This window comes from Micromonospora parva (genome assembly GCF_040649675.1).
GTDB lineage: Bacteria > Actinomycetota > Actinomycetes > Mycobacteriales > Micromonosporaceae > Micromonospora > Micromonospora parva.
On record NZ_JBEZFX010000001.1, the window covers coordinates 27,182 to 42,806 of the forward strand.

Below are 15,625 nucleotides of genomic sequence, written 5' to 3' on the forward strand. Positions count from 1 at the left end.
ATGACCACCGAGCAGACCACGTCTCCCCCGCGAGCCGGTGTCGGCATCGCCGCTCAGGGGCTGGGCCAGAGCGTGCGAGGCGGCCGCCAGATCCTGGCCGACATCTCGCTGAGCATCGCGCCGGGCGAGCTGGTCGCGATCGTCGGCGCCAGCGGCGCCGGTAAGACCACCCTGCTGGAGGTCCTCGCCGGGGTGCAGCACCCGACAGCGGGCACCGTGACGTACGACGGCACCGCCGCTACCGGCGCCATCGGGGTGGTGCCGCAGGACGACATCATCCACCGCGAGCTGCCAGTGGCCCGCACCCTGCGGTACGCCGCCCGACTACGCCTCCCCTCCGCCACCGAGCCGGAGGAGATCAGTGACCGGGTCGCACAGGTGCTCGCCGAGCTGCGACTCACCGACCGGGCCGGCACGCCGGTCGGCCTGCTCAGCGGCGGTGAACGCAAGCGCGCCAGCATCGCCGTCGAGTTGCTCACCCGACCCGGCGTGTTCTTCCTGGACGAACCCACCTCCGGACTCGACCCGGCGATCGCCGTGGAGCTGCTCCGGGTGCTCCGCGCGCTCGCCGACACGGGAGCCACTGTCGTGCTGACCACTCACCAGGTCACCGACGTGGACCACTGCGACCGGGTCGTCGTGCTGACCCGTCAGGGCCGGCTGGCCTTCAGCGGCACCCCGGCCGCCGCCCGGGAGTTCTTCGGCCTGCGGTCCCTCGTCGAGCTGCACCTCCGACTCGACGACACCACCCGGCCCGCCGAGTGGCCCGACCGCTTCGCCGAACAGCGCGACGCCGACCAGCCGGCCGGAAGCACCACCGACCAGCCGGCCGGAAGCACCGCCGTGCAGCCGGCCCGGAGCACCGCCGAGCAGCCGGCCCGGAGCACCGACGATGACGGCGGCGCCGTGCCGCCACCCCGGCGCGCCGGCCGGCTGCGCCAGTGGGCGGTCCTCACCGCGCGCAACGCGGAGATCGTCGCCCGCAACCGGCTGACGCTGGCGATCCTGCTCGGCTCCCCGCTGATGGTGCTCGGCATGTTCGCGCTGCTGTTCCGGCCGGGGGCGTTCGAGCCGAGCCGACCAAGCCCGACGGTGACCGTGATGATCCTCTTCTGGATCGCGTTCGGCGGCTTCTTCTTCGGGCTGACCTACGGGCTCCTCCAGATCTGCACCGAGCTGCCGATCCTGCGCCGGGAGCGGCTGGCCGGTGTCCGGCTGGCCCCGTACCTGTTGGCGAAGGTCGCGGTGCTGCTGCCACTGCTCGCCCTGGTGGACCTGGCGCTGCTCGGGGTGCTGCGCGGCATGGACCGGCTCCCGCCGGTCGGCGGCGCCGACTTCGCCGCCCTGTACGCGACCCTGCTGCTCTCCTCGGCGGCGGCGCTCGCCCTCGGCCTGCTCTGCTCGGCGGCCGTGTCCGACGCGGCGCAGGCGACGCTCATGCTGCCGATGCTCTGCTTCCCGCAGGTGCTGTTCGTCGGCGCGATCCTGCCGGTGCCGGCCATGGCTGTCGGCGGTCAGTGGCTCAGTTACGCGATGTCGAACCGGTGGGCGTTCGAGGGCCTGGGGCACACCGCCGGGGTGGAGCGGCTCTGGCGCGACGGCGGCTCCCCGCTCGGCCCGCCGCTACTGGCCACGTACGGCGACAGCTTCTCCCGACCGGTGTGGGTCGACTGGCTGGTGCTCGGCGGCTTCGTGCTGCTCTTCCTGGGCGCGGCCTGGGCGGTGCTGGTGCGGAGGGACTTCCGTCGTGCGTAGTGAGCCGGCCCCGCACACCTCCCCCACCGCGCTGCCGGGATACGCCGCCACCGGCCGGATCGACGAGCTGCGCGCCACCGAGTACCGACACCTGGACGCCGACGGGCGGGTGTACCTCGACTACGCCGGGGCCGGGGTGACGGCCCAGGCCCAGGTGCGCGCCCACCACGATCGGCTGCTCGCCGGCCTGTACAGCAACCCGCACTCGGAGAACCCGACCAGCGCGGCGGCCGGTTCGCTGGTGGAGTCGGCGCGACGCGCGGTGCTCGACTTCTTCCGCGCCGACCCGGCCGAGTACGCGGTCGTCTTCACCCCGAACGCCAGCGGCGCCTGCCGGCTGGTCGGCGAGGCGTACCACTTCGGCAGGACCGCGTCACTGGTGCTGACCTGGGACAACCACAACTCGGTCAACGGCATCCGCGAGTACGCCCGGTCCGCCCGCGGGTCCGTGCGCTATGTGCCGTTGGACGGGCCGGAGCTGCGGGTCGCCGAGTCGGACCTGGTCGCGGCGCTCGACGCCGGCCGGGGCCGCCTGGCCCGTCGGTCGCGTCGGCGCGGGCTGTTCGCCTATCCGGCACAGAGCAACTTCTCCGGCGTGCAGCACCCGCTGGGCTGGGTGGAGCTGGCCCACCAACGGGGCTACGACGTGCTGCTCGACGCTGCCGCCTTCGCGCCGACGAACCGGCTGGACCTCAGCGTCGTACGGCCGGACTTCGTGTGCCTGAGCTGGTACAAGCTCTTCGGCTACCCGACCGGCGTCGGCGCGTTGCTGGCCCGCCGTTCGGCGCTGGCCCGGTTGCGCCGGCCGTGGTTCGCCGGCGGCACCATCCGGGCGGTGAGTGTGCAGGGTGACTGGCACCGGCCGATGGACGACGAGTCGGCGTTCGAGGACGGCACGCTCAACTTCCTGAGCATCCCGGACGTGGAGTTCGGCTTGCGTTGGCTCGACTCGATCGGCGTGGACCTCGTCCACTCCCGGGTCGGCCTGCTCACCGCCTGGCTGCTGGAGCGGCTGGCCACCCTGCGGCACGACACCGGCGGGCCGCTGGTCGAGGTGTACGGGCCGACGACGGGTGCGGGGCGCGGCGGCACTGTGACGTTCAACCTCCGCCACCCGGACGGCACGGTGGTCGACGAACGGCTCGTGGCGCGGGAGGCGGCAGCTGCCGGCATCTCCCTGCGTACCGGTTGTTTCTGCAATCCCGGCGCGGGCGAGGGCGCGTTCGGGATCAGCCGGGCCGCGACGCGGCAGCGACTGTTGGCGGGGGTCTACACGATCGACAAGTACCTCGCGGCGCTGCGGCTGCCGACGGGCGGCGCGGTCCGCGTCTCGTTCGGACTGGCGTCCACGGCGACCGACGCGGAACGCTTCGTCGCCTTCGTCCAGTCGACCTACCTCAACCGTGGGGCCGGCGCCGAGTCACCACTGCCACCTCGGCTGCGCTGTTGACCGGGCCGGCCGGTCAGCCGACCTGGGCCACCGGTGCCGGGCGGTGCTTGATCTCCTCCATGAACGGGAACCGGGCGGTCAGCTCGGCGATCGTCAGGCCGGCCCGCCAGGCCGCGGCCACGTGGGCGACCTGCGCGAGGTCCATGACGTCACCGCGCGCGAGAACCTCGCCCGAGACCCGAAGGTCGATCATGAAGTATCGAGCCTGCGATCCCAGCCCCACGCAGACCACGCCCTCGTCGGAGTGCAGCTCGGCGCAGGTGAACCGGGCCCGCCCCTGCTCCGGCGCGGTCACCCGGCCGACATCGAGCCCGTGCCGGGCAGCGGTGTCGATGAGCGCGGGGGCCAGGCCACCCCGCTCGACCAGGTCCGGGTAAAGGCGCACACCCAGCGCCGTCGACGCCTCGCTCATGACTGACTCCCACTTCCTTGTGACAGAGACCAGCAGCGCGCAGGTTACGGAAACGTTTCCGGCACGCCTCGCCATCCTGTCGCGGGTGGACGCCCCACGGCAATAGGAAGGGTCGATTCGACCGCTATCGAGTAACAGTCGTGCCGCCGCCGAACTCCGTCGACGGGTCAGCGCCGTCCATCTCGGAGGCATCGATCGACCGCAGGTCAACGACAGCGGTCCGGCGCTTGCCGCTCACTGGTCAGCATCGGGCGGTAACGGACGGTCGTGGTATTGGAAACACTCTTGACAGAAAGCCACGATATCGACATACTTCGCTCCAGAGAGCGCTCTCTATCCTGGTCAAGCGCCTCCACCACCCCCACGCTGAGGAGCCTCCCGTGTTCACAGCCCGGCCCAGCCTCCGCTTCCGCCCTCTCGTACTCCTGGCGGTCGCCCTCGTCGCGACCACGACGGCGCTCGTCCTCCCGGCGCACCCCGACCGGGCCGAGGCCGCCATCGGCCCCATCACCTGGCAGGACGAGTTCAACTCCCCCGCCGGCACCCCCGTCGACCAGAACAAGTGGCGGTTCGACATCGGCGGCGGCGGCTGGGGCAACAACGAGCGGCAGTACTACACGAACAGCACCAGCAACGCCGTCCACGACGGCCAGGGCAACCTGGTCATCACCGCCCGTCGGGACAACCCCGCCAACTACCAGTGCCACTACGGGCGCTGCGAGTACACCTCCGCGCGGTTGCTGACGGCGGCCACCTTCACCCAGACGTACGGGCGCTTCGAGGCCCGGATCAAGATCCCGCGCGGCCAGGGCATCTGGCCGGCCTTCTGGATGCTCGGCACCGGCGGCGGGTGGCCCGACGCTGGCGAGATCGACGTCATGGAGAACATCGGCCGGGAGCCGAACACCGTCTACGGCACCGTGCACGGGCCCGGCTACTCCGGCGGCGGCGGCATCACGGGCAGCCGCACCCTCGGCGCGCCGCTCGCCGACACCTTCCACACCTACCGGGTGGACTGGGAACCGAACGTGATCACGTGGTACGTCGACGGCGTGCAGTACCACCGGGTCGATCCCGCTCGGCTCGGCGGCAACCGCTGGGTGTTCGACCACCCCTTCTTCATGATCCTCAACGTGGCGGTCGGTGGTAACTGGCCCGGCTACCCGGACGGCTCGACCCAGTTCCCGCAGCAGATGCTCGTCGACTACGTCCGGGTGTCCAGCTACACCTCGGGCGGGGGCGACCCGGGGGCCGGCACCAGCCGGATCCGGGGTGCGCAGAGCGGTCGTTGCATCGACATCCCCGGCGCCAACCCGGTGGAGGGCGCCAAACTCCAGATCTGGGACTGCAACACCACGGCGGCCCAGAGCTGGACCTTCGCCTCCGACGGGACCATCCGCGCGATGGGCAAGTGCATGGACCCGGCCTGGGCCGGCACCGCCAACGGCACCGAGGTCAACCTGGTCAGCTGCAACGGCAACAGCGCCCAGCGCTTCACCCTCAACGCCGCCGGCGACCTGGTCAACCTGAACGCCAACAAGTGCGTGGACGTACGGGAGGCCAACCCCAACAACGGCGGCAAGCTGCACCTCTGGGACTGCCTCGGCGCGGCCAACCAGAAGTGGTCTCGCATCTGACCACCCGTTCACCGGTGGGCCATCCGAGCGCAGCTCGGGCGGCCCACCGGTGTGTGTCCGCGTTCCCGGCAGACCGATTGGCTCGATGAACGCAGCGGCCAGGCTTGCGCCCTCTATGTTCGGATTAATCCATAATCTGGCCAGTTCCGGGAGTGAGCTCATGTCGCACCACCTCGATACGCCCCTCGCCGCCCAGGGCGGCCAGCTGTACATCGACGACCTCTTCGTCTTCAACGGCGACCGCGCCACTGTCTTCGTGATGGACGTGAACAGTTCGGTGACCAAGGCGGACATCAAGCGCGGCTTCCACGCCGAGGCGCGCTACGAGATCAAGATTCACATCAATGGCTCCGAGGCGGAGGACCTGACCTACCGGTTCGCCTTCGGCGAACCGGACGGCGACGCCCGGCAGGCCCTCCAGTTGTACGAGCTCACCGGGGCCGACGCCCGCGACGACGCCGCGATGGGCACCCCCATCGTCGAGGGGCGGACCGCCGAGGTGACGGCCGGCGGCAACGTGCGGGTCTGGGCCGGCCGGATCACCGACCCCTTCTTCATCGACCTCGACGAACTCGCCACCATCAACGGCGCGGTCAAGAACGGCTCAGTGGTGGACCGTTCCGCGTGGCGGGCCGACCAGGCCAGGAACAGCTTCGCCGGCACCACCGTCGAGTCGATCGTTCTCGAGGTCTCCCATGACGAGCCACTGCTGCGCGAGGGCACCGAGATCGGCGTGTGGTGTCGCACCCTGCTGGCCACCGACGCCGGCGGCTGGCGCCAGATCAACCGCGCCGGCCACCCCATGATGTGGCCGATCTTCTGGCCCCACGACACCGACTTCTCCGACCCCGCGAACTTCCGGCACCCCGGCAGCGACCTCGCCGAAGGCGGCGAGGAGATCGCGAACGCGGTCGCCGGGGTCGTCAAGGCGAACGGCACCGCGCCGGATCCACAGGCGTACGGCTGGAGCGTCGCCCGGCAGCTCTACCCCGACCTGCTGTCGTACACGGTCGGCACGGCAGCGAACTTCGGCTTCGCGGGCCGCAACGGACGGGGCCTGGCCGACAACGCGCCCGAGGTGATGTTCTCCCTGGTTCTCAACACCGCGACCACCTCCGGTCTCACCTCGGAGGTCACCAAGGCGGCCCGTTCCGCCACATTCCCGTACGTGGTTCCGGCCTGAGGCTGCTCGCGGGGCTCGGCGGCCAGCAGGGCGCCGGGCCCTCGCCGAGACCGAACACGACCACCGGCCGACGACCGGGTGACGTTCGCGTCGTTCAGCCCATTATGGGCGTTTTGCGTAGTTAGTCTCGGAAGCGCTTCCCAGGTTTTCTAGGACGAAGGAGACTCGATGCGCAGAAAGATTCTCGCGGGCCTGGCCGGCGTTGCCGCCGTCGCCGCGCTCGCCGGACCCGCCGCCGCGGACACCACGGGCAACACTGTCGTCACCCTCACCGTCGACGCCGCCGGTGGTCTGTCGATCACTGTGCCGTCGACGGCGAACATCGGCAACGGCGTGGAGGGCACGACCGTCTCCGGTCAACTCGGCCCGGTCACCGTGCTGGACCAACGCGGGTCGCTCACCCCCAACTGGACCGCCAACGTCATCTCCACCGACTTCACCACCGGCGGCGGCAGCTCCGGCGAGACGATCCCGAACATCAACGTCCTGTACTGGTCCGGCCCCGCGACGGCGACCGCCGGCGGCGGCACCTTCACACCGGGCCAGCCGACCTCCGCCGACGCGGTGGTCATCAACGTGCCCCGGACGGCGATGACCCACACCGGCGGCACCGGCAACAACTTCGCCGCCTGGAACCCCACCCTGGTGGTGAACGTGCCCGTCGGCACCGTCCAGGGTGTCTACACCGGGACGGTGACACATTCGGTGTTCTGAGCCGCTCGGCCGGCTGGTGCTGCTGACCTCGGTCGCCCTCGTGGCGCTCGGGGTTTCGGCGGCACCAGCCGTTGCCGTGCGGGAGCAGCGACACGATCCGGCCGAGGAGGCCGCGATCAGCATCCGGATGCTGGACATCCCGGCGAGTCGGGTGCAGGATCCCCGCGCTCGGGTCTACATCGTGGACCACCTGAAGCCCGGGGCGACGATCAACCGCCGGGTCGAGGTGCAGAACACCTCCGCCGAGACGCAGAAGATCGAGTTCTATGCCGGCGCCGCGTCGGTCGAGAACAACGCCTTCACCGTGCCCGAGGGGCGCACCGGCAACGAGCTCAGCGGGTGGATCCGGCTGAGGACCGCCGCGATGCGGCTGGACCCGGGCGAGCGACGACCGGTCGAGGTCGAGGTCGCCGTGCCGGAGAAGGCCTCGAAGGGCGAGCGGTACGCCGCGATCTGGGCACAGGTCACCAGCGCGACGGAAGGCGCCGGCAACGTCACCCAGATCCACCGGGTGGGCATCCGGGTCTACCTCGACGTCGGTCCGGGTGGTGAGCCGCCAACGGACTTCCGGATCGAGGGGTTGGCCGCGGAGCCCGGCACCGGCGAGTTCCCCGTCGTCACCGCGAAGGTCACCAACACCGGTGAACGCGCGCTGGACATGACCGGCACCCTGTCGCTGACCAAGACCGCGGTCCAGGCCGGACCGTTCAAGGTGACCAACGGGGTGACGATCCTGCCCGGCCAGAGCGGTCAGGTTCGGATCGAGGTCAACCAGACGCTGCCCGCGGGGACCTGGGACGTGCACGCGACGCTCGCCAGCGGCACTGTGCAGCGCACCGCGACCGGGAAGATCGTCCTTCCCGTCGCGGCGCCGATGACGGTCTCGGCCTCCAGCGGGCCGAGTTGGCTGGTCTACCTGGTCGGCGGGATCGCCCTGCTGGTGCTGGGCACCCTTGGTGGCTGGCATCTCGTCCGCAGGCACCGGACCCGGTTGGCCTGACGCCCGCACCACCGCAGAGACTGCCCGGCCGTTGCCTTCCAACGGCCGGGCAGCGGCGTCCCGCCAGCGAAGCGACCCTAGATGACGGAGTGGGTCACGACCGCCACGTAGTCGCCGACCACCACTCCGGACGGGATGGCCACCCACAGGGTGGGGTTCCATGTCGCGGCGTTCGGGCCCCCCGCCTGGCCGGACCACCCGGCGGCGGTACGCGGGGTGGACAGCGACGCCCCGGGCTGCGGCACGAAGGTGCCGATCCCGGTGCTGGCCAGGGCGGGCCCGGAGGCGTACGTGATGTTGCTGGTGGGGATGGTCTCGCCGCCCGAGCCGGAACCCGTGGTGAAGCTCGTGCTGGAGACGACGCTGACCCAGTTTCCGGAGAACGGCCCCCGGTCATCGGTGACGGTCACCGGACCGAGTTGGCCTGAGACGCCGGTCGTGCCCGAGGTGACGGTGCCGAGTGCGGAGACCGCCGGGACGCTGATGGAGAGCCCGCCGAGCGGGGTGATGACCAGGTCGACCGGTCGGGTCGCGGACTGGTCGAACGAGTCGGTCACCCGGACGGTGAACGGGAACGTCCCGGCCTCGGTGGGCGTGCCGGAGAGCAGCCCGGTGAGCGGGTCGAGGGTCAGCCCGGCCGGCAGGCTCCCCGCGCTGACCGCCCAGGTGAACGGGCCCGTGCCGCCGGTGACAGTCAGCTGGTACTGGTACGGGTCGTACGCCTTGCCGGGTGGGGGCGGTGGGAAGGTCAGCGTCGGTGGCGCGTTGACGGTCACCGACGCGGAGGCGGGCGACTGTGGACCGGTCCCGGCGGCATTCGTCGCGGCCACCTGGAAGGTGTACGAGGCACCGGCGGTCAGCCCGGTGACGATCTGGGTCGTGGCGGTGCCGGTGAAGACCCGGGGGGTCTGCGCCACGGCACCGAGGTAGGGCGTCACCGTGTAACCGGTGATCGGCGACCCCCCGTTGGCCGGGGCCGTCCAGCTCACCGTGGCGGCGTTGGTGCCCGCGGTGGCCGAGGTGTTCGTCGGGGCCGCGGGCAGCGTGTACGGGACCACCGCCGCCGAGGGTGGGCTGGCCGCACCGGTGCCGTAGGCGTTCACCGCTGCCACCCGGAAGGTGTACGACGCGCCGACGGTCAGCCCGGTCAGGGTGCGACTGGTGGTGGAGGCGTCGAAGGTGACTGTCGGTTGGGTGACGCCGTCCCGGATCGGGGTGATCAGGTAACTGGTGATCGGGCTGCCGTTGTTCGCCGGCGCGGTCCAGCTCACGGTGGCGCTGGCGCCACCAGCGACAGCGGTGGGCGTGCTCGGCGTGCCGGGGGCGGACGCGTAGACGTAGCTCGCCGATCCGGCGGAGCCTCGGGTGACGACGCTGACCGTGACTGTCGCCGGGCTGGACCGGGCGGGCATGGCGGAGATGCCGAGGGTGCCGTCGGGGTTCACGGTGAAGCAGCCGGCGGCCGGGCCGGAGGTGCACGGCACCAGCAGCACCGACGTGCCGGCCTGCTGCTCGGCGGCCGTACCGATGGTGATCGCTGTCGCTGCGGTGAGGTTGCTGCCGCCGACGGTGACCGGGATGCCTCCGGAGACCGTGCTCTGCGCCGGGGTGACGGTGACGCCGCTCGGTGCGGTGGCCGGCGCGACCGGGGTGGTGCCGGTGGCGAGACCCGGGTTCGCGTCGATCGACGACGAGGTCGCCACCGTCGCGGTCTGGATCTGTGCCGGCGTCACGCCGGTGCCGGTGACGGTCGCGGTGACCGTGATGGGCGGCAGGAAGGTTCCGCCGGCGAACGGGCCGTTGCTGTTGGTGCAGGTGACGCTCTGACCGGAGGGTGCGCCGCAGACCCAACCGGAGCCGAACGCGCCGCGCGGGACGACACCGGCGGGGAGGGTCTGGGTGACCGAGATCGGTGCCGTCTCGGCGGTGCCGGCGTCGACTCCCGCGGTGATCGAGTAGGTCACCGGGTCACCGGGCTGTGGGGTGGCACCGACCGCGCTGGTCTGCGCCACGTTCAGGTCGGGTACCGGGTTGAAGCTGACCGCCCGGGCGTCGTCGACCTCGTGGAAGTCGGTGACCGAGCCGGTCGAGCCCACCCAGCCGAAGGCGAGTTGCCGAGGGTAGCCGTTGGCGTTGAGCCAGGTCGGCGACGGGTACAGGCTGGGCGACACCACCGGGAGCGCGCCTTCCAGGGTTCGGGCCTGCCCGCCGACCGGGGTGAATCTGACCCGGTACTGGCCGGCGGGAGCGGTGATGCCGGTGTCGGTGGTGTACGACGACGAGGTGGTGTTGACGACGACCTCGACCGGCACCACCGACGCCGCTCGGGTGCTGGCCCGCAGCGGCAGCGCAGGAGCCGAGGTGCTTGCGGCGGTGCTGTTCAGCGCGCAGTAGCCGACCCCGTTGCGGCCCGGTCCCCGGACCACCACCTGGCCGGGGACCCGCGCGTTGGTGGTCGAGATGTACGGCGGGTTCGTGCAGCCGGTGCCCTGGTACGTGCTGTTGCTGAAGTTGCCGAAGACGTCCAGGCCGATGCCCAGGTAGCCGTTGGAGAGTCCCGCCGACACGCCGTTGAAGGCCGCCGAGTAGCCCAGCGAGCCGCCCGACGGGCCGAGGGTGGACGGCGACCTCGGGTTGGCCGGGTCGACGGCGGCCAGCGCGAAGGCGAGGCCGTCCGCGCCCGGGTTGCCGCCGCCGTACTGGTAGGTGTTGAAGGTCAGGTGCAGGCCCTGCGAGGTGGGGACGCTCACCGCGCCGAACACCCCGCCCTGCCGGTTGACGGTCGCGGGGGTGAGGCGCAGTTTGCCCGCGCCCTGCGGGTCGGTGGCTGTGGTGCAACTCAGCAGTGGGCCGGTGGTGGAGTTGCCGGCCGCGCTCAGGCAGGCGGCGTTGGTAGTCCCGGTGCCGGGCACTGCTGGCAGCGACACCGCGCCGATGCCGTTCGCGGTGTTCTGGTGAAAGGGCTGGTCGAACAGGACGGAGCCGGCCGCCGACGCCGGGAGCGGTTCGACCACGAGCATCCCGGCGAGCACGACGATGATCAGCGCCCCGGCGCTCGACGGACCACGCCGGTTCCACAACGACATGCCCACTCCCAGCTTTCACTCCAGTACCGATTCGGACTATAACCCCCAAAAACACCCATAATTTCGGTACTCGGATAACCGCGGCAGGCCGACGACCGCCAGCGGAAACGGACCGACCCCCGCCGGCACTCCTGCCGAGGGGGTCGGTCCGTGCGAGATTCGGGACGAGGGCGCTCAGCCCTCGATGTCGCGGGGGTCACGGCTGCGGGGGTAGGTGTTCTTCTCCCCGATCGTGCCGTCCTGCTTCTTGACCACGTGTTCGACGCCGCGGTCGGCCGCCATCTCGCGGCCCTGGGCCTGCGCGTCGGCCTTCACGTCATGCGTGCTGCTGGCCCGCTCGTTGCCCTCCGGCTTGTTCTTCCACTGACCGTCCTCGTGGTACGTGTCGACGTCACCCTTGACCATGGCCGGCTCCTCCCTGGGTCCGAACTGTTCCCCGAATCAGTGCCCCGAGAAGCACCGGGCAAACCGCCGTCCTCAGGAGACGGCCGGGCAGTTGTTGCTCACCCGCCGCAGGATCTGTTCGCGTTCGTCGGTGGTGATGCCCGACGGCTCGCCGTCGAAGTGCGTCTCGACCTTCTCCCAGCCTCGGCGCTGCTCGTAGTGCAGGTGCGGCGCGCCGGAGTTGCCGGTGCTGCCCAGTTTCCCGATCTGCTCGCCCTGGGCGACCTTCTGACCCACCTCGACCAGTGGTGGTTCGAGCAGGTGCAGGTACTGCGTCTCCCACTTGCCGCCGTGATCGATCTTCACCCAGTAACCGCCGCCGCGCCCGCGCGGACCCTCCGGGTTCTCCGGGGTACGACCACCGAGCGACCCGTTGACGCCCGCCACGGTGACAGTTCCGGCATAGGACGCGAGCACCGGCCGCCCCCACGTCTCGCCCTCGACGGGAAAGAAGTCGACGTCGTAGTCGTCGTGGCCGGGATAGGTGCTGAGCTGCCACGTCTCCCCACAGGCCACCGGCATCTGGAAGAGCGGACGCGGCCCGGCCGGTCGCAGCATCGGCACCGCCACCACCGCGATGCCCAGGACGGCCGCCACCGCGACGAGCGCGAGGAGGACGCGGATGGCACGGCGTCGGGGGCGGCGGTGGGCACGGGCTCTGGCGGGGCGGCCGGTCGTCACCGGCCCGAGCATGGCAGATCCCGGCAACGCCACGGCGCCGGGTCAGCGCCTCAAAGCCCTGTCGCACCGCGAGCGGTGACATTGCAGTCGCATCGTCAACGAGGTACCATCGCATTCAATGCAGTTGTATTGCAAAGAGAGTGGGCCCCCATGCACGTGATCCCGTTGTCCGAGGCGACCACCGACCTGCTCGACCTGGTCGGCGGCAAGGCCGCCGGGTTGGGCGAGCTGATCCGGCGCGGCGAACGGGTCCCCGAGGGCTTCTGCGTCACCACCGAGGCACACCGACTCGGCGTGGTACCGGCCGCCGAGGTCGTCGCCGCGTACCAACGGCTCGGCGCGGGCCGGGTCGCGGTGCGCTCCAGCGCCACGGCGGAGGACCTGCCCGACGCGAGCTTCGCCGGGCAACACGACACCGTGCTCGACGTCGTCGGCGACGCCGAGCTGATCGCCGCCGTCGAGAAGTGCTGGGCCTCGCTGCACAGCGACCGGGCGACCGCCTACCGCGACGCCCGACAGATCGACAACCGGCAGGTGCGGATGGCCGTCGTGGTGCAATGCATGATCACGCCCACGGTGGCCGGGGTGCTGTTCACCGCGAACCCGCTGAGCGGGCGGCGCGACGAGATGACCGTCGACGCGGCCCCCGGTCTCGGCACGGCCGTGGTGGACGGCGCGGCGACTGTGGACCACTACGTCCTCGACGGCGTCAGCCGAGCCGACACCGGCTGCCTGACCTCCGCACACCTGGCCGATCTGCGCGCCACCGGCGAACGGTTGCAGGCCCACTTCGGTTGCCCGCAGGACATCGAGTGGGCGATCGACGCGCACGACGTCCAGTGGCTGCTGCAGGCCCGGCCGATCACCACGATGTTTCCGCAGCCGCCGGCCACCGACAAGCCCCTCCCCCGGGTCTACCTGGAGTTCGGTCACGTCCAGGGCATGCTGCGACCGGTCACCCCGATGGGCATGGCGACACTGCGGACGCAGATCACCGCCATGCTGGCCGCGCTCGGGGTGCGGGTGGAGATCGTGGACATCGGTGGGCGGCTCTACGGCGACCTGACCGACCTGGCCCGGGACCGGTCGTCGCGCAAACGGCTGGTCAAGCTCATGGCTGTCGACTTCGGGCCGCGCGCCCAGGCGGTGATGGAGCACCTGCTGGACGACCCCCGCTTCGCCCCGACCAACGGCGGCCCCCGCCGCGGCCGGGCCCCGGGGGCCGCCTCGCTGCGGACGGCCCGGCGTGCGGTGGTCGGGATCCTGCGGGCGCTGGCCCGTCCCGACACCGCACGGATTCGGATGTTCGAGGCGGTCGAGCGGCTGAGGACCCGGTCTGCGGCCCCCGCCGACCTGCGCACCGCCGCCGACCGGCTGCGCTTCGTGCAGACGGCGCAGGAGGCCGACGACAGCGCCGACGCGATCATGTGGCCGATCGTCGCGGGAATGCTGGCCGCCGCGCTGCCGGCCGCGCTGCTCAAGGGCCTCACCGGGCCGGACGAGATCCACACCGTGCTGGGCGGCATGCCGCACAACGTCACCATCGAGATGGACCTGGCGCTGTGGCGGCTGGCCCAGGGCGCGGGCGAGCACCGCCGACTCCTGCTCGACACCCCGCCGGCCGAGCTGGCCACGCGCTACCTGCGCGGAACCCTGCCCGACATCGGCATGGTCGCCTTCCTGGAGGCCTACGGCCACCGGGGCGTCGCCGAAGTCGACCTCGGCGTGCCGCGCTGGGAGGAGGACCCCGCGCCGGTCTTCGCCGCTGTCGCCAACTACCTGCGGGTCACCGATCCACGCCAGGGCCCCGACGAACGTTTCCGACAGGCCGCCGTCGCCGCCGAGCGAGCGCTGGCGGAGCTGATCGGGCGAGCCCGCCGTCGGCGGCCGGTGCGCGGCACCATCGCCGGTTTCCTGCTGCGCCGGGCGCGGTCGTTGGCCGGTCTGCGCGAGGCCGGCAAGTTCGCCGGGTTGTACCCACTGCGCGAGACCCGCCGGCAACTGCTGCTCATCGGCGCCGACCTGCACGGCACCGGGTTGCTGGACCAACCCGACGACATCATGTTCCTGACCCTCGACGAGGTGCACGCCGCCGTACACCAGGGTGTCGACCCGCGAGCGACAGTCACCTCCCGGCGGGCCGTGCACCGCCGGGAGCTACGCCGCGCGACGGTGCCGGTGGCGCTGCTCTCCGACGGCACCGACGTCGAGGCGGTCCTGCCCCCGACGGCGGCCGGCGACGGGACGCTCGCCGGCGTGGGCGCGTCGGCGGGTCGGGTGACCGGCCCCGCCCGGGTCGTCCACGACCCGGGCACCGCCCACGTCGAGCCCGGCGACGTCCTGGTGGCCGCGACCACGGACCCCGGGTGGACCCCGCTGTTCCTCACCGCCGCGGCGCTGGTCACCGAGACCGGCGCGATCATGGCGCACGGCCCGACGGTGGCCCGCGAGTACGGCATTCCCGCCGTCATCTGCGTGCCGGACGCCACCCGGACGATCACCACGGGGCAACTCGTCACTGTCGACGGCGGCGCCGGCACCGTCACGGTCCACTGACCGTCCACCCCTACGGAGAAGGACGACGATGAGCGACACCACGGCGACGACCAGGGCGCGGGTGGGCCCGCTGCTGCGTCGCGCGGCCGAGGCCGAGGCCGCGACGTGGCGCAACCTCTACGTGTGGGCGCGGCGGCGTGCACTGCCACTGCGGCCCGGCGACGAGCCGTTCGGCTACCTCGGCGTGGTCAAGCCGATCCTGGGCATCTTCATCGGGCTGTCGGCGCTGGAGATCCCGATCTTCGATGTCGTCGTCACCCACGTGGTGCCCTGGCGGCCCGCCCGCTGGATCGTGCTCGGCCTCGGCGTCTGGGGTCTGCTCTGGATGATCGGGCTGTACGCCGGCATGACCATCCATCCCCACGTCGTGGGTGACAGTGGCCTGCGGGTGCGGCTCAACGCGGGCATCGACATCTTCATCCCGTGGGCCGACGTCGAGGCACTGCGCAAGCGGTACCGTTCGCTGCCGTCGAGCAGGTCGGTCCAGGTCGAGCAGGAGGGCGACCGCCGGGTGGTGTCCATCGCCGTCGGCAGCCAGACGAGCGTCGACGTCCTGCTGCGCCGGCCGCTGACCTTCGACCTGCCGAGGGGCGGGTCCGCGCCGACGAACGAGCTGCGACTGTACGCCGACGACCCCGACGGCCTGCTGCGCAGCGCCCGGGGCACCCCCACGGGCGGCACCGTCAGCCGGTAACCACCGCCGCTGG

The 15,625-nt window shown here is 71.6% G+C and carries 12 protein-coding genes; 8 read left to right on the top strand and 4 right to left on the bottom strand.

What is annotated here, in order from left to right:
• Together AB0C03_RS00135 and AB0C03_RS00140 are read left to right on the top strand one after the other, a co-directional pair.
• Entirely contained in the window at positions 1–1,755 is a 1,755-nt protein-coding gene (locus tag AB0C03_RS00135) for an ATP-binding cassette domain-containing protein (RefSeq protein WP_357632946.1), read from the top strand.
• Positions 1,748–3,205 carry an aminotransferase class V-fold PLP-dependent enzyme gene (locus AB0C03_RS00140; protein ID WP_357632949.1) on the top strand — a complete coding sequence of 486 codons (1,458 nt, stop codon included), beginning with the start codon at positions 1,748–1,750 and terminating at the stop codon, positions 3,203–3,205. The genes AB0C03_RS00135 and AB0C03_RS00140 overlap by 8 nt, the downstream gene beginning before the upstream one ends.
• A 13-nt stretch (positions 3,206–3,218) precedes the next feature.
• On the opposite strand, the gene AB0C03_RS00145 is transcribed toward AB0C03_RS00140, so the two are convergent.
• The gene (locus tag AB0C03_RS00145) at positions 3,219–3,617 is read right to left on the bottom strand and encodes a hypothetical protein (RefSeq protein ID WP_210863986.1); all 399 of its coding nucleotides are present in this window, start codon (positions 3,615–3,617) and stop codon (positions 3,219–3,221) included.
• Between the two features lie 380 nt (positions 3,618–3,997).
• On the opposite strand from AB0C03_RS00145, the gene AB0C03_RS00150 reads away from it, so the two are divergent.
• From AB0C03_RS00150 to AB0C03_RS00165, 4 genes are all read left to right on the top strand, one after another.
• On the top strand, positions 3,998–5,254 hold the full coding sequence (locus tag AB0C03_RS00150) for a glycoside hydrolase family 16 protein (RefSeq protein WP_030335985.1): 1,257 nt from the start codon (positions 3,998–4,000) through the stop codon (positions 5,252–5,254).
• 160 nt (positions 5,255–5,414) lie between these two features.
• The gene (locus AB0C03_RS00155) at positions 5,415–6,437 is read left to right on the top strand and encodes a DUF4331 family protein (protein ID WP_357632953.1); all 1,023 of its coding nucleotides are present in this window, start codon (positions 5,415–5,417) and stop codon (positions 6,435–6,437) included.
• A gap of 168 nt (positions 6,438–6,605) precedes the next feature.
• Positions 6,606–7,151, top strand: a complete 546-nt coding sequence (locus tag AB0C03_RS00160; RefSeq protein WP_030335990.1) for a hypothetical protein — start codon at positions 6,606–6,608, stop codon at positions 7,149–7,151.
• A 16-nt stretch (positions 7,152–7,167) separates the two neighbouring features.
• Positions 7,168–8,151, top strand: coding sequence for a COG1361 family protein (locus AB0C03_RS00165; protein WP_210859045.1), 984 nt, complete (start codon positions 7,168–7,170; stop codon positions 8,149–8,151).
• A gap of 77 nt (positions 8,152–8,228) precedes the next feature.
• On the opposite strand, the gene AB0C03_RS00170 is transcribed toward AB0C03_RS00165, so the two are convergent.
• The 3 genes from AB0C03_RS00170 to AB0C03_RS00180 all read right to left on the bottom strand — a co-directional run bounded on the left by AB0C03_RS00170 (position 8,229) and on the right by AB0C03_RS00180 (position 12,362).
• Positions 8,229–11,237 (bottom strand): fibronectin type III domain-containing protein, encoded by a 3,009-nt coding sequence (locus AB0C03_RS00170; protein WP_030335994.1) that lies wholly within the window; start codon positions 11,235–11,237, stop codon positions 8,229–8,231.
• 174 nt (positions 11,238–11,411) lie between these two features.
• A complete protein-coding gene (locus AB0C03_RS00175) occupies positions 11,412–11,642 on the bottom strand; it encodes a DUF2188 domain-containing protein (protein ID WP_030335996.1) in 231 nt (76 codons plus the stop codon).
• A gap of 72 nt (positions 11,643–11,714) precedes the next feature.
• Positions 11,715–12,362, bottom strand: coding sequence for a M23 family metallopeptidase (locus AB0C03_RS00180; protein WP_387223150.1), 648 nt, complete (start codon positions 12,360–12,362; stop codon positions 11,715–11,717).
• 150 nt (positions 12,363–12,512) lie between these two features.
• Here AB0C03_RS00180 and AB0C03_RS00185 point away from each other — a divergent pair, with 150 nt between their 5' ends.
• Positions 12,513–14,918 (top strand): PEP/pyruvate-binding domain-containing protein, encoded by a 2,406-nt coding sequence (locus tag AB0C03_RS00185; RefSeq protein WP_357632960.1) that lies wholly within the window; start codon positions 12,513–12,515, stop codon positions 14,916–14,918.
• Positions 14,919–14,946: 28 nt separating this feature from the next.
• Positions 14,947–15,612, top strand: a complete 666-nt coding sequence (locus AB0C03_RS00190; protein ID WP_051708768.1) for a hypothetical protein — start codon at positions 14,947–14,949, stop codon at positions 15,610–15,612.
• The last annotated feature ends 13 nt before the right edge of the window (positions 15,613–15,625 follow it).

What these genes read in the sequence shown, in the direction of transcription:
- AB0C03_RS00135 (WP_357632946.1), top strand. Translation starts at nt 1, where the DNA reads ATGACCACCGAGCAGACCACGTCTCCCCCGCGAGCCGGTGTCGGCATC.
- AB0C03_RS00145 (WP_210863986.1), bottom strand. Translation starts at nt 3,617, where the DNA reads ATGAGCGAGGCGTCGACGGCGCTGGGTGTGCGCCTTTACCCGGACCTG.
- AB0C03_RS00155 (WP_357632953.1), top strand. Translation starts at nt 5,415, where the DNA reads ATGTCGCACCACCTCGATACGCCCCTCGCCGCCCAGGGCGGCCAGCTG.
- AB0C03_RS00160 (WP_030335990.1), top strand. Translation starts at nt 6,606, where the DNA reads ATGCGCAGAAAGATTCTCGCGGGCCTGGCCGGCGTTGCCGCCGTCGCC.
- AB0C03_RS00170 (WP_030335994.1), bottom strand. Translation starts at nt 11,237, where the DNA reads ATGTCGTTGTGGAACCGGCGTGGTCCGTCGAGCGCCGGGGCGCTGATC.
- AB0C03_RS00175 (WP_030335996.1), bottom strand. Translation starts at nt 11,642, where the DNA reads ATGGTCAAGGGTGACGTCGACACGTACCACGAGGACGGTCAGTGGAAG.
- AB0C03_RS00185 (WP_357632960.1), top strand. Translation starts at nt 12,513, where the DNA reads ATGCACGTGATCCCGTTGTCCGAGGCGACCACCGACCTGCTCGACCTG.
- AB0C03_RS00190 (WP_051708768.1), top strand. Translation starts at nt 14,947, where the DNA reads ATGAGCGACACCACGGCGACGACCAGGGCGCGGGTGGGCCCGCTGCTG.